This is a genomic window from Tabrizicola sp. BL-A-41-H6 (genome assembly GCF_050632395.1).
Taxonomy (GTDB): Bacteria; Pseudomonadota; Alphaproteobacteria; order Rhodobacterales; family Rhodobacteraceae; genus JAUYQR01.
Genome location: NZ_CP192600.1, coordinates 1,926,872 through 1,940,998 on the forward strand (window position 1 = coordinate 1,926,872; position 14,127 = coordinate 1,940,998).

At 61.9% G+C, this 14,127-nt stretch carries 10 protein-coding genes and 1 pseudogene; 6 read left to right on the top strand and 5 right to left on the bottom strand.

The window, feature by feature from the left end:
• Window positions 1-33: 33 nt before the first annotated feature.
• Together ACROUL_RS09480 and ACROUL_RS09485 are read left to right on the top strand one after the other, a co-directional pair.
• Window positions 34-1,005, top strand: a complete 972-nt coding sequence (locus ACROUL_RS09480; protein WP_431299250.1) for an HAD family hydrolase — start codon at window positions 34-36, stop codon at window positions 1,003-1,005.
• A 306-nt stretch (window positions 1,006-1,311) separates the two neighbouring features.
• On the top strand, window positions 1,312-2,424 hold the full coding sequence (locus ACROUL_RS09485; protein ID WP_431299251.1) for an alpha/beta hydrolase: 1,113 nt from the start codon (window positions 1,312-1,314) through the stop codon (window positions 2,422-2,424).
• 79 nt (window positions 2,425-2,503) lie between these two features.
• On the opposite strand, the gene ACROUL_RS09490 is transcribed toward ACROUL_RS09485, so the two are convergent.
• Entirely contained in the window at window positions 2,504-3,526 is a 1,023-nt protein-coding gene (locus tag ACROUL_RS09490; RefSeq protein WP_431299252.1) for a DUF4105 domain-containing protein, read from the bottom strand.
• A 441-nt stretch (window positions 3,527-3,967) separates the two neighbouring features.
• Here ACROUL_RS09490 and acsA point away from each other — a divergent pair, with 441 nt between their 5' ends.
• From acsA to ACROUL_RS09510, 4 genes are read left to right on the top strand one after another with little or no spacing between them, the layout of a single operon-like run.
• On the top strand, window positions 3,968-5,689 hold the full coding sequence (gene acsA / locus ACROUL_RS09495) for an acetate--CoA ligase (RefSeq protein ID WP_431299253.1): 1,722 nt from the start codon (window positions 3,968-3,970) through the stop codon (window positions 5,687-5,689).
• A complete protein-coding gene (gene pdhA, locus ACROUL_RS09500; protein ID WP_431299254.1) occupies window positions 5,686-7,677 on the top strand; it encodes a pyruvate dehydrogenase (acetyl-transferring) E1 component subunit alpha in 1,992 nt (663 codons plus the stop codon). The genes acsA and pdhA overlap by 4 nt, the downstream gene beginning before the upstream one ends.
• On the top strand, window positions 7,674-8,900 hold the full coding sequence (locus ACROUL_RS09505; RefSeq protein ID WP_431299255.1) for a dihydrolipoamide acetyltransferase family protein: 1,227 nt from the start codon (window positions 7,674-7,676) through the stop codon (window positions 8,898-8,900). Before pdhA ends, ACROUL_RS09505 begins: the two co-directional genes overlap by 4 nt.
• Window positions 8,897-9,145, top strand: coding sequence for an acyl carrier protein (locus tag ACROUL_RS09510; protein WP_431299256.1), 249 nt, complete (start codon window positions 8,897-8,899; stop codon window positions 9,143-9,145). The genes ACROUL_RS09505 and ACROUL_RS09510 overlap by 4 nt, the downstream gene beginning before the upstream one ends.
• Window positions 9,146-9,848: 703 nt before the next feature.
• On the opposite strand, the pseudogene ACROUL_RS09515 reads toward ACROUL_RS09510, so the two are convergent.
• The 4 genes and pseudogenes from ACROUL_RS09515 to ACROUL_RS09530 all read right to left on the bottom strand — a co-directional run.
• Window positions 9,849-9,965, bottom strand: a pseudogene (locus ACROUL_RS09515) (transposase); the annotation flags it as partial.
• Between the two features lie 117 nt (window positions 9,966-10,082).
• Complete coding sequence (locus tag ACROUL_RS09520; protein WP_431299257.1) at window positions 10,083-12,032, bottom strand: DUF3604 domain-containing protein; 1,950 nt, start codon at window positions 12,030-12,032, stop codon at window positions 10,083-10,085.
• Between the two features lie 32 nt (window positions 12,033-12,064).
• Window positions 12,065-13,051 (bottom strand): HupE/UreJ family protein, encoded by a 987-nt coding sequence (locus ACROUL_RS09525; protein WP_431299258.1) that lies wholly within the window; start codon window positions 13,049-13,051, stop codon window positions 12,065-12,067.
• A complete protein-coding gene (locus ACROUL_RS09530; protein WP_431299259.1) occupies window positions 13,051-13,941 on the bottom strand; it encodes a peptidyl-prolyl cis-trans isomerase in 891 nt (296 codons plus the stop codon). The genes ACROUL_RS09525 and ACROUL_RS09530 overlap by 1 nt, the downstream gene beginning before the upstream one ends.
• Window positions 13,942-14,127 lie beyond the last annotated feature (186 nt).

The window sequence follows — 14,127 nt, forward strand, 5'->3', positions numbered from 1 at the left end:
TGTCCGTTTCAAACAGAGAGCGAACCAGAGCCAATGCGTGCATTGATGATTTCCGTGGCCTTCGTTGCGCTTTCCGCAGCGGCCTCTGCCGACCCCCTTCCATCGTGGACAGACGGTGCCAGCAAAGACGCCATCATCTCGTTCGTGGAGACCGTTACCGACCCTGCGTCTGGCGACTATGTTCCGCCTGACGCGCGGGTGGCGGTGTTCGACAACGACGGCACGCTATGGGCTGAACAGCCAGTGTATTTCCAGTTCTTCTTCGCGCTTGACCAATTGCGCGCGCGGGCGGCGGCTGATCCGTCGATCCTGAAGTCCGACGTGCTGCGTGCGGCCGCAAAGGGCGATCTCGAAACCGTCATGGCGGGCGGGACAGCGGCGCTGGTCGAGGTGGTAATGGCCAGCCATGCCGACATTACCGTCGCCGATTTCGAGACCGAAGTGCAGAAATGGATTGCCACCGCCAAAAACCCCAAGACGGGTCAACCGCTGACGCAAATGACGTATCAGCCAATGCTCGAGTTGCTGGGCTATTTGCGGGACGAGGATTTCTCAACGTGGATCGTCACCGGCGGCGGCATCAATTTCGTCCGTGCAATTGCCGGGGATGCTTATGGCATTCCGCCCTATCAGGTCGTTGGCAGCATGGTTGATACGGAATACCGCGTTATCGACGGGGTCGGCCAGATAATGCAACTGCCTGATATCGCCTTCATTGATGACAAGGGTGGCAAGCCGGTGGGCATAGCCCGGCAGATCGGACTGCGGCCCGTGCTGGCTTTTGGAAACTCTGACGGAGATTTCGAAATGCTGGAATACACCACAAGCGGCAAGGGGCCGAGCCTTGGTTTGATCCTGCACCACACCGACGCTGAACGCGAGTTCGCCTACGACCGCGAAAGCCACATCGGCAAACTGGATCGCGGCCTTGATGAAAGCGCATCAAAGGGGTGGATCATTGTCGACATGGCGCGCGACTGGGATGTTGTCTGGTCGGGAAACTGATCAGTTGACGAAGGCATGTGTCGCTGCTTTGTCATGCGCCGACAACATGACGGATTGCTGCGCATAATTGCCGCGGGGTCTGCCCGCCATTCGCGGGGCCGCGATAAAAGCGATGTCGAATTGCAAGGTTGCGCCACACGAGGAAAAAGCGTTTGGCCCAAGCTTGTCAAAACAAGTGACGGAAGGTATCCCAGATGCAGGGGGGAAGATTAAGGGGTACCATCGGACTTTCGGGTGGCAGGCCAGTCTGAGCTTTTCCTTTTCGGCTTTGGTTATGGGATTATCTGTCTGATGCGGGGCAAGTTCATGTACAAGGTGTCACAGAAGTTTCCGTTGATTGTACCGCTTTGTGTAATAGCGCTTATCGGATGCAGCAGGCCGCCGGACCTGATCGGCATCGACAATCCAGAACAGCCGGCTGAAAGCCTCGCCGATGTGTCGCGCCATCGTATCTTCATAACGACCACGCGCGAAGCGTCGGATCTGGTGGGTGCGATGTATTCCGGCGAGCGCGCTGCCAAGCTGGGGCTTGCGTCGGTTGACGTGACGGTGCCACCGAACCATGTGGTCGGGGAACTGGAGCGTCCGACGCGCCTGCCGCCCGATCCGGAAAAAGAGTTCGCTGTCGTCGATCCGGTCATCTATCGCAGTGATGCGTCGTTCGTTACCGAAGTGAACCGCGAACTGGCCAAGCGCCCTCGGAACGAGCAGAAGATCCTGCTGTTTATCCACGGTTACAACAACACGACAAGCGATGCGATCCTGCGCCTGTCACAGTTTGTCGAGGATACCGGCTTTGAAGGCGTGCCGGTGTTGTTCACATGGGCCTCGGCTGCAAAGGCACCCCGCTACGTCTATGACCTGAACAGCGCCCTTGTGGCGCGTGGCAAGCTAAAGGAACTGGCCGAGGTTCTGGGCAAGACGAATGCAAGGGACGTCGATATTTTTGCCCATTCGATGGGGGCGTTCCTGACGATGGAAGGGTTGGTTGACGCACAACAGACGGGCAAGCTTGGGACGCGCAAGTCGATCTCGAACATCATCCTTGCGTCACCGGACATAGACATCGACCTGTTCAAGGTACAGCTTGCGCAATTGCCGAAGCCGGTGATCGAGAAGATCTACCTGCTCGTGTCAGCCGATGACGCGGCGCTGCGGTTCTCGCGCCGGCTTGCCGGTGGCGTGCCTCGCGTTGGTGCTGCGGATACTGCGGAACTTGAGGAGCTTGGCGTGACGGTGATCGATCTGTCGCAGATCAAGGACTCAAGCTCTGGCAGCCATTCGAAATTCGCAGGATCGCCTGACGTGGTGAAGCTGATCGGGGCGGGTCTGAACGAATCCGGGCGGTTCGGTCAGACACAGACGCCGGCCCTGTCGCGGCTGCTGAGTGGCGTGCCGATCACCATTCTGGGGAACTAGTCCACGGGCAACAACAGCCTGTAACGAATGCCCGGACGGGGCGGCCGTGACACCGCGGCCGCCCCGTCTCGTTTCACCGTCACTGCGCCAGTAGCTTTGCCCTGATCGCCGACGAGAAACCTCGCCCCGATCCGTCGTAACTGATCGAGGCTGGCAAGAGGCCCATCTCCGTCAGCTTTTCCAATGGGAATCGCTGATCAAGCAAGCCGTGATCGTAAAGGAACTCAGGCAGATAGCCTGATAGGACCACCCGGTAGTCGATCGGCAGCCCGGGGACGAGGCGGTCTGCGAGTTTCCAGATGACGGTCGTGCAATTGTCGAGGATCGTCCGGTAAAACCGGGGATGCTCGGCCAGGCTGTTGGCAAGGGCGAGGTATTCGAGAAAAAGCCCACGCATCACCGCTGGATCACCATGCAGGCGGTAAAGAACGACGCGGTTGCCGGTCTGGACGCTGGTTCGCAACTGCACCGCATCCCGTTCATCGGCACCCGTCAGGATCAGCTCGTATGACTTGAAGAAGCCTGCAATCGACGAATAGGCCTCATTCCGCTCGGGCCTGATGCCCAGCGAGAATACAATGTGCTCTCCATCCGAGAACCCAAAGGAGACCATGGTGTGGGCGATCGCTGGCCCGGCCCACCATGTCATGACGAAGTCCAGACTCTCGAGTGCATCGAGATCGTAGTCCCGCGCCTCCCAACGCTCCGCAGCTTCTGTGGGCGTCTGCCAGTCAAAGTTGCGCACGTTACGCAGAGTGACGCGCGAGGGGTCGTTCGGGTCAAATTCGGCGGTCAGAAGTTGCGATACGTCGGGCTGCCAGTCGCGATCGTTCGATGGCAAGATCGTCATCCACCAAAGCGAAAAGCCCACCGTTGCCACGATGACCAGACCAAGCCCCGAAAGCGGGCCATAGCGCACAGCGGATGCCAGTATACCCAAGGAAAGCGCGATCCAGAGGCCCATCCACAAAAGCGGAGGGCTTGCCCTGAACCAAAATGCCGCCACGACGAACACGCCGACCAACAACACCGACAGGACAAGCAGGAGCCACGCCCCCCACGTGCTGACCCTTGCGCCCAGTTTTGGTGTCGGCCGGTTCATATCTGCAGCGCCTCGCATTTCGTCCAAAGCCCGAAAGAGTGTTGTTCCGCCGCTTTAGCGGCCTCGAAGGGGTATCGGGTTGGCGGCAAAATGCTATCGAAAACTGCGCTTGGGAATGAATTTGCACGATCAGATCGATGCCTTTGGGGCTTCGGAATTGGTGGCTTGCCGAGGCGTTCGATTTTCTGGAGGACGGCAGGAAGCGATGGAAATTGGTCCCGGAGGCACTGGGGTGGAGTTCGAAGCCGCGCGTTTCACGGACGTCGTTCAAGCGGCAGACCGAACCGAAGCCACGCAAATTCGATGGGTCCGGCATGACCTGCGTCAACGACAGACGCGGCTCTTCGCCCAAAACTACCAATGTGCGCCAAGTCGGGTGCCATGTCTGGAGCCGCTTCAAGGCGGTCGCATCAGTGTTGAACTTTCTGCCGCGAGGGGATGATGACCTACGCTCCGATCAGGAAAGTCACGCAGCACGGCGATATCAGTTCGCTTCCAACCGGCTGGGACGCGGCCCGGGCGCGTCTGGAGGGGCTACCGGATGGCGGGCTCAATATCGCGCATGAGGCGGTGGATCGGCACGTTGCCGCTGGTCATGGGACGCAAGACGCTCTGATCTGGCTTGGCCGCGAGGGTGAGCGGCGGGTTCTGACCTATTCCGATCTTGCCGAAAATGCCGCCCGGTTTGCCCATGTGCTGCGTGCCCACGGCATCGGGGTTGGCGAACGGATGTTCCTTCTTTCGGGCAGGGTACCCGACCTTTACTTTGCCACGCTTGGCGCGATGAAGGCGGGCGTGGTGGTAAGCCCCCTGTTCGCGGCATTCGGGCCGGAACCGGTGCGTGCGCGGATGGAAATCGGCGGAGCGAGCGTTCTGGTGACGACCGAGGCGCAGTATCTGCGCAAGGTTGCCGACTGGCGCGCCAGCATGCCGACGCTGAGATTGGTGCTTATCATCGGCGACACGGCACCGGACGGATGCATCGCGCTTGGCCCCGCCATGGCCACCGCTCCCAAGCGTTTCGAGACGGTCCGGACAATGCCCGAGGACATGGCGCTTTTGCATTTTACCTCGGGGACCACAGGTCTGCCAAAGGGGGTCGTGCATGTGCATCAGGCCGTCGTCGCCCATGCCGAGACCGGGCGCCTCGCGCTCGACCTGAAGCCGGGCGATATCTACTGGTGCACCGCCGATCCGGGCTGGGTGACGGGGATGAGCTACGGGATCATCTCTCCCTTGTGCAACCGGGCGACCATCGTAGTTGACGAGGCCGAGTTCGAGCTGGAGCGGTGGTACGGTATCCTTGAGCGGGAAAGGGTGCGGGTCTGGTACACCGCGCCGACCGCGATCCGCATGATGATGCGGGCAGGGGGTGAGGCGGCAAAGGGCCACAGCTTCGCATCCCTGCGGTTCCTGGCATCGGTGGGCGAGCCCCTGAACGCCGAATGCGTGATCTGGGGCCAGAAGGTCTTTGGCCTGCCGTTCCATGACAACTGGTGGCAGTCCGAGACCGGCGGCATCATGATCGCCAACACCGCCGACATGGACATCAAGCCCGGCGCGATGGGAAAGCCGCTGCCCGGCATCGAGGCTGGCATCGTGACCCGAGAGGATGGCACGGTCATCGAAGCTGCCGCCGGTCAGATCGGCGAACTGGCGCTGCGTCCCGGCTGGCCGTCGATGATGCGGGCATATCTCGGGCAACCCGAACGCTATGCAAAATGCTTCGTGAGCGGCTGGTACCTGACCGGCGATTTGGCCATGCGCGACAGTGACGGGTACTTCTGGTTCGTCGGACGGGCGGACGACCTGATCAAGTCCTCGGGCCATCTGATCGGCCCGTTCGAGGTGGAAAGCGCGCTGATCGAACATCCGGCCGTGGCGGAGGCTGCCGTGATCGGCATTCCCGATGAAACCGCAGGCGAGGTGGTCAAGGCCTTCGTCACCCTGAAGGCGGGGTTCACGGCGGGCGAGGCCCTGGAGAAGGAACTACGCGGCCATGCCCGCAAACGCCTCGGCCCCGCCGTCTCGCCGCGCGAAATCGTATTCCGTGACAGCCTGCCGCGCACACGGTCGGGCAAGATCATGCGGCGCCTTCTACGCGCGCGGGAACTGGGCCTGCCAGAGGGAGATCTGTCCACGCTGGAGGGGGATGCGCGATGAGCAAGATAAAACTCGACCACGCCCATGTGACGAGCCTTTTGCGCGGCATGATCCGTATCCGCCGCTTTGAGGAGAAGTGCTACGAGCTTTACACCCAGGAAAAGATCCGCGGCTTCCTTCATCTTTACGACGGCGAGGAGGCGGTGGCCGTGGGTGTTTGCGCCGCGCTGCAGGATCGCGACCGTGTCGTCTCGACCTACCGCGAGCATGGCCATGCTCTGGCCCGCGGTATGAGCATGGAATCGGCGCTGGCCGAGATGTACGGAAAGGCCACCGGCTGCGCGGGCGGGCGCGGCGGATCGATGCATCTTTTCGACGCCGAAACCAACCTTTACGGCGGCAATGCCATTGTCGGTGGCGGGCTGCCGCTCGCTGCGGGCCTAGGCCTTGGTGACAAGCTGCTGGGCGAGGACCGGGTGACCGTCTGCTTCTTTGGTGACGGGGCGGTGGCGGAGGGCGAGTTCCATGAAGCGATGAACCTTGCTGCACTCTGGAAACTTCCGGTCCTTTTCGTGCTGGAAAACAACCTCTACGCGATGGGCACCGCAGTGGCGCGCGTGCAGGCGAACACCAATTTTGTCGCCCGCGCAGCGACCTACGGGATGCCCGCCGAAAGCGTGGATGGAAACGATGTCGTGGCAGTCGAGGCCGCTGCCCATCGACTGGTCGAAGCGATACGCACCGCTGGCGGCCCGCAGTTTCTGGAGTGCCAGACCTATCGCACCCGGCCACATTCGATGTTCGATGCCGAGAAATACCGTGACAAGGCCGAGGTCGCGGAATGGCGCAAGAAAAGCCCGATCACCCGGTTTCAGGGCTGGCTGCTGGAAAACAATCTGCTGCATCAGGCTGAGGTCGACGCCATCGAGGCCGAGCTCGAGGCGCAGCTTCGCAATGCTGTTGCCGCCTGCGAACAGGCCCCATTGGAGCCCGTCGAAGACCTGACCCGCCATGTGGTTGCCAATACCCGCCCAGCGCCGCCGGCACCCGCCGCCCCGTCGGCCCTTGTGAACACCACCTACCGCGAATGCTGCCGGCAGGCGATCACCGAGGCGCTGCTGCGGGATGATCGCGTCTTCATGATGGGCGAGGACATCGGCGCCTATGGTGGCTGCTATGCCGTGTCGTTGGGGCTTTTGAAGGAGTTCGGCGCCGAGCGCATCCGTGACACGCCGCTTTCGGAATCCGCCTTCACCGGGGCAGGGATCGGCGCGGCCCTCGTCGGCATGCGCCCGATCGTCGAGATCATGACGGTAAACTTCTCGCTTCTGGCGCTTGACCAGATCATGAACACCGCCGCCACGATCCGGCACATGTCGGGCGGGCAGTTCGGGGTGCCGCTGGTCATTCGCATGGCGACGGGCGCCGGACGGCAGCTTGCGGCGCAGCATTCCCATTCGCTTGAGGCTTTTTTCGTCCATATCCCCGGCCTTCGCGTCGTGGCCCCGGCCACGCTGGAAGATGCGCGCGGCATGCTCTGGACGGCGTTGCAAGAGCCTGACCCCGTGATCATCCTCGAACATGTCATGCTTTACAACATGACCGGCGCGATTGCCGGGAATGCGGGCGCTGTGGACATCGACCGCGCGGTGATCCGGCGTCCGGGGCGCGACGTCACGCTGATCGCTTGGTCCTATTCCCTGTGGAAGACATTGGAAGCCGCAGAGACGCTGGCGAAAGACGGGATCGAGGCCGAGGTGATCGACCTGCGCACGCTCCGCCCCCTCGATGACGCAACGATCATGGCCTCGGTCGCGCGCACCCGTCGCGCCGTGGTGGTGGACGAAGGCTGGCGCACCGGCTCGCTCTCTGCCGAAATCGTCGCGCGGGTGCAGGAGGCCTGCTTCTTTCACCTCGACGCGCCTGTGGGTCGGGTGTGCTCGGCCGAGGTTCCGGTGCCCTATCCAAAGCACCTCGAAGCCGCCGCCCTGCCGCAGGTCGCCGATATCGTCGCTGCGGTGAAGTCCCTTCCGGGGGTGATGCCATGAGCATCTTCACGATGCCGTCGCTGGGCGCCGACATGGAGGAAGGCAAGTTGGTCGAATGGCTGGTTAAGCCGGGCGACAGGGTGTCCAAGGGGGATATCGTCGCGGTGGTCGAAACCCAAAAAGGCGCGATCGAGATCGAGATTTTCGAGGCAGGCGAGGTTGGCGCGCTGCTGGCCAAACCGGGCGAGACCGTGCCCGTCGGCGCGCCGCTGGCGCGGCTTGACTTGGCAGAGATGGCTGAGTCCAGCACTCCGGTTGCGGCAGCCCGACCTCCCCGCGAAGCCCCCAAGGCGGCCGCGCCTGCGCCGGTTGCCCTGGCTCCGGCATCGGCCAAGACGCTGGTCAGAGCCACGGCTGAGACAGCGGACAAGGTTCTGCTCGCCTCGCCCGCCGCACGGTTTCGCGCCGCCGAGCTTGGAATTGCGCTTGAGACTGTTGCGGGGTCCGGTCCGGGCGGCGCGATCCTTCTGTCTGATGTTGACCGCCATCTCGCGGCCGCGCCTCAGCCGACAGCCGAACCGGCGGCTGCTGACCTTCCGAAGGGCAAGCCCGGCCTGGACATGACCGAGATGCGCCGCGCCATAGCCGCTGCGATGAGCCGCGCAAAGCGCGAAATCCCCCACTATTATCTGACGCACGAGATCGACCTGCAATCGGCGCAAGTCCGGCTGACCGCGCTGAATGGCGACCGCACGCCGGACCAACGGATTTTGATGGGTGCGCTGCTCATCCATGCCACGGTCAGGGCGCTGTCCAAGGTGCCCGAACTGAACGGCCGATATGAGGGCGATCCCTATACCCGGTCCGCATCTATCCATTGCGGGCTTGCCGTCGCGATGCGCGGTGGCGGGCTGATCGCGCCCGCGATCCTTGAGGCGCAGTCGAAAGATCCCGACGCGATCATGGATGCGATGCGCGACATCGTCGCCCGCACCCGGACTGGACGCTTGCGCAACAGCGAGATCACCCAGGGCACCATCACCATCTCCTCGCTCGGCGAAACCGGTGTGGATGCGCTGATCGGCGTGATCTACCCGCCGCAGGTGGCACTGGTCGGCTTTGGCGCGCCCCGCCTTCGCGCGATGGTCCACGACGGCACCGTCAGACCGCGCCTCGCCGTGACCGTCAGCCTTGCCGCAGACCACCGGGTAAGTGACGGCCGCCGCGGCGCAGTTTTCCTGGCCGAAATAGCCCGCCTCTTGCAGGAGCCCGCAATTCCATGACCCCAGCCGATCTCCGCGCCGCCTTCATCGCCGACCTGACCGCCGTCGCGCCGGACCTCGACCCTGCAAACATTGGCGACAACGATCACATGCAGGACGACCTCGGCCTCGACTCGATGGATTTCCTGAACCTTGTCAGCGCGTTGCACAAGCGCTTCGGCCTGCCGTTCCCCGAGGCGCACTATCCGCGCCTCGCCACTCCCGCGAAGGCCGTTGCATATCTACAGGAAATGCTGACAGCCTGACGATGTAGGATGGGCAGGTGCCGAAAAGGGTACCTCCACCTGTTCCGCTTGATGGCGGCCGTCGCGACCGCAATCCGTTCAGCGTCACCACCATCGCACCGCCAAACCTCTCTGCCCGTATCCTGCGCTCTCTGAACTCCGGCGCTGCGGGCAGCCCCGGCTTTTCCGGCTCGGGCACATCCGTCATGGTCGCTTCGGTCAGGAGCAGAACTGACGCAACCGATCCCGCGTTCTCCAACGCCACACGAACGACCTTTGTCGGATCGACAATGCCCGCTTCGATCAGGTCGACATAGAGCTTGGCCGAGGCGACACAGCCTAAGATTCCCTTGCTCTCAAGCATCTTCGCCACCTCCTCCCCACCAACCAGAGCCAAGTATTCTGCGATCTGGCGGGCAGGTGCCTCCAGTGCCCGTTTCAGGATCAAACGGCCCGTGCGTTCGGCCCGTGCGTTCGTCGCCTTCTCAATCGCCAGCAAGCTTTTCGATGGCCGGGATGCCGCGCAGCAAGGCCAGCCAAACCCGGAGCAAGCCCTTCTGCAACGGCAGCCTTGGTGGCGCTGATTGCGTCATTCGCGCGGCTCACCTCTTCCAATGGCGGCAGTGCGGTCCTTCAGGGCCAACTTACGGTCATTCATTACCGGTTTGCACCGTGGGCCAAGCGTCACGCGACCCCTGTCGGCCAATCGGGTCGTGCCGGGCAAGTAGAACGTCGCCGAGCTGATCCCGTGCTTGCGGCAGACCTCCGCCGCCGGCGATCCGCTCTCCTGCTCCTTCAGTATCCTGATGATCTGCGCTTCTGTGAACCGCGATTGCTTCATTATCCGTCTCCTTGCGTGGACGGACTCCACCAAAAATCTGGAGAAGGTTCAGGGTCTCAGGTCAGTCTGCTACCACTCGGTCCGCTGTCCGTCATGGCGACCACCTCGCATTTTCGGTCAGCCGGCGGGCGAATACCAGATCGGCGAGGTGTAGGCCCGCTCGGTGATCGTCATCCGGACGTCTTCAGCCGGGGTCACGCCAAAGTACTTGGCGTCAAACGCGGTCCAACGCGGCGTCGGGATTTCGATGACACGGGCATAGTAGAAAGCCTTGAGCGCAGGGTCGAAGTCCGGGTCGGACCAGACCGTGATCAGTTCGGGATCTCCGATGGTGTTGGTGAAGCTTGCATCGGGTACGTTGACAGTCGAACCGACCGAAGGCAGCTTGCCATCGGCGCCAGGCTGGCGGGTGTCGGCGTCGCCCCAAGCCACATCGTAGACGCGCTCCTGTGCGTTGCCGTCCGCATCAATCCAGCCTTTCACGATCTGCACCCGGTCGAGGTTGGCCCCGATCGGGTCTTTCAGCGCTGCAACCAGGAAACTCGGAGCCTTGCCTTCAGGGGCCTTCACCAGATCGCCGCCCATCGGCACACCCTTGGTATAGCCCACCTGCGCCGGGCGGCGCGTGTTTGCATCTTCGGCAACGAAATCCCAGCCTCCGAAGAACCGCACGGTGATGCGGGTGCCGGTGGTTGCGTAGGTTTCCTTGCGCTCCATCGCATCAAAGATCGCCGCACGGGTGTTTTCGGTCGCCCAGACAACAGCCAGCCCGGACGCGCCGACCTCCCATTCCTTGACCGTGGCAATCCGCGTCTTGACGAAATCCTTGGCGATCCGCTCTGGCCCAGGTTCCATCGACACGGTCTTGCCAAAGAAATTGTCCTCCTCGAAGGACGAAAAGCCAAGGTGGCTGTCGGTCGAACCGACCATCCCGAACTTGTAGGGGTTGGTGCCGAACTGTGTCTCCAGCTTCATGCCGTTCAGCAACGCAGAGCGTGCATATTCGAACTCGAGCATCTCTGGCGTCTTTGCAGACGTCATGACCAGATTTCCCTTGTCCCAAATCTCGAAGTCGGCGAATTCGTCGTTCGGCGACAGGTTCGGATGCGCCTCGCCCGTCCCCTTGGTCTGGGTAACCTCGTAGATCTTTTCCCATTTGGCACGTTCGGTGACGTATTCGGCATCCACCGGTTTGCCGAACTGCTCGATGGTAGGGAACATCAGACCGTTGGAGAGGTTGCCGTTGTGCGCGATGGCCAGAACGTCACCGCCGGTCTTGTCTTCGTAGGCGCCCATCCATTTCCAAAGATCTACCGGATTCTGGCTGCCCATTGGCGGCAAGGTGACCATCGGGTCCATCTGCACGGCAAGATCGCCGCCATCGCGGTAAATCACGTTGCGATGCAGGTTGTCGCCCGTGCCCACCTGTGAAGTCCATTCATAGCCGATCATCGCGGTGAAGCGTCCAGGCTCGTTAGCTTCCTCCGCCGCGGCAATGATATCCTTCCAGGTGTCCCGGTACAGTTTGGTGCCGGGCAGCGACATGATTTCGATCGGGAAGGTGCCGGTCGAGAAGGCGGTGATGATCTGAACTGCTGCTTCAGCGCCTTTGCCGGACTTGAACAGATCATACCAGCCCTTCGCCGTGACGTTGGCAAGAATATTGGGGTTTCCGGCTGCGAACTCGGCGAAGAAACCCATGTTATCGGAATGGTCCGTGACAACAGTAAAGTCCAGCGGACGGGCTATGCGGACGGGTTGGCCAGTGTTCGACACGATCTCCTGGCCCTTGGCATAGCGATAGGCGTCGCGCGGTCCAAGGATTGCGCCGAAGGTGCCTGCGTCAAACGACAGGGTCGTGTGCAGATGCGTCTCGCCGAACAACGGCCGGTCCGGGAAATTTCGCCCCGCATTCGGCGAATAGGGCGGCTTCTTATTTTGGACATCGAGCCCGGCAAGATCGTGGCCGTGAGAGTCAATGATATCCTCTTGTGCGAAGGCAGGCACAGTGGCCGGGCTTAAGGTGAGAGCCGCAAGCACGAAACTGCGGAGTGTCGTCGATGTCATGGCTATCTCCTCTCGATTCCGTGAATACTAAATCACGCTGCCAAGATTCTTTCCAGAGTCCAGTATGCGGCAACGGTACCGATAGAATAGGCAGGAACCAGTTCGACCCATCTGGGCAAGGCGGCGTACAAAAGCCGCTTTCCGGCGGCCAACACCATCAAAACCATCGCAACAAACGCCAGTTGTCCCGCCTCTACACCCAGATTGAATGCCAGCAAGGCCATCGGAATGTCCCCCCGCGGCAGGCCTATCTCGCGCAGCGCACCCGCAAACCCAAGCCCGTGCAAAAGCCCGAAGACAAAGGCGACAAGCCACGGCGCATGCGAGGTCAACCCCGGCCGCCCTTCCCGCACCGACACAAGCTCACGGGCCAGAAACACGATGCTGAGGGCGATGGCGGCCTCGACCGGAGCTTGCGATACCCGCACGACACCAAGAGTGGAAAGCGCAAGGGTGAAACTGTGTGCAAGGGTGAACGCAGAGATTGTCTTGACCAATCTCCACCCCCCGCCCACGATCAGCGTCAGCCCAAGAACAAAAACCAGATGGTCGATCCCGGCGAGGATGTGGTTAAAGCCCAGCAGCAAGTATTCGGCCCCCACGGCAAAGGCGCTGCGCGGGCCTTCAACGACCATCGAGGGCGAAGCGGGTCGCAAGATCTGGGTCTGGCTGGTGCCGTCCCCGAACTCAACTCGCACTAGAACCTCGGCGCTGGTTTCGGCCAGCCGTTCTATCGAAATCGTCCCGCCGATCAGCCCTGACTTGCCACACTCCAGCAGCATTTTCGTTATCGACGCGCCCGGCACTTGTTGTTCGCTGTTTGCCTTCGGCACGCATCCGTCCGGCCAGTCAACGGCAAAGCCGATGACGTATTCCCCGCGCATCGGCCGCTTCCAGACCACCTCGTACTGACCTGCGGCAAGCTCGCGGACATCAAGAAACGCCGGCCGGGATTCATGCGCCTCCAGCGGATGCGCGAGGTTGAAAACTCCAAAAATCGCTAGGATCAGCCAGCGCATCACGAGCCGTCCCCGGCACCCTCGACTGCCGAAGCAGGGGGTTCGACCACAACCTCATAGCGGTCCAGAAGTTTGCGAAAGATTGCTTCATTGGCTGCAATGCGCTGCTCGTACACCCAGTCGTCCTTTACGCGCTGCCGTACGGTTTCAAAGGCAATGGGCCCGCCAGCGATCCTTTCGGACAGCCAGATCAGGTGAAGCCCGTAACCCGAGGCAATTGGCCCGGACCAGTGTCCCGGCTCCACCCGCATCAGCGCGGCTGCAAAGTCCGGACCGAACATGGCTTCAACCCCGGCAGCATCCATCGCTTCAAAGGTCGGCGGCAAGGAAGTGGCGTCGCCAAGCAGGTCTGCGGCCTCTGGCGTCGTCGCCGATTGCAGATCGGCCAGCGCCTGTGCCGCGTCGGCCTCGGCTGCAGCGCCGCGCCGATCGGTGCTGAACAGGATCTGGCTGAACGATACCTTGGCAGATTGTGCATAACGGTCGGGCTGGGTTTGGTAAAAGGTCCGCAGCGTCGCCTCGTCGGGGTCGGTGTCGTAGGCCAGATCCTGCGTGATGAACTCATACTTCTGCCGCAGGTGGCGGCGGATCACCACGTCGTCGCGGTCCAGCCCAAGCGCCACGGCCTCGCGATACAAGACCTGCTCCCGGATCGCTTCCCGGACCATCCCGGCCAGTTCGGCCTCGCTTGGCGGTCGTTGCCAGCGCTGTGTCCAACTTGCGGACAACTGTTCGACGTCAGTCGCCGAAATCACGATCCGGCGGTCATCAGCGACGGCTTGGGGTGCGTTCGGTTCCGACATAAGCCCGAAAAGCAAAGCGGCGAGGACCATGAAATGAACAAGCGGCTCCCGCAAAAACCGTCCGAACAAAGTGACCTTGGTTGTCATCTGCTTTCCTGCCGCGCCATCATGTCTTGTCTCGCCGCCGCCCGGGTGGACCGCTCCCGGTATGATATGGTCCGCTTGGCGGGTCAAAGGGATCTCAGCCCTTCCGGAATAAATCGGCCGGCAGATGGGGTGCCGATCTGTGCCGGATAGCTTCACGGGTATATCGTAAGCTTAAGGGTCTGCATT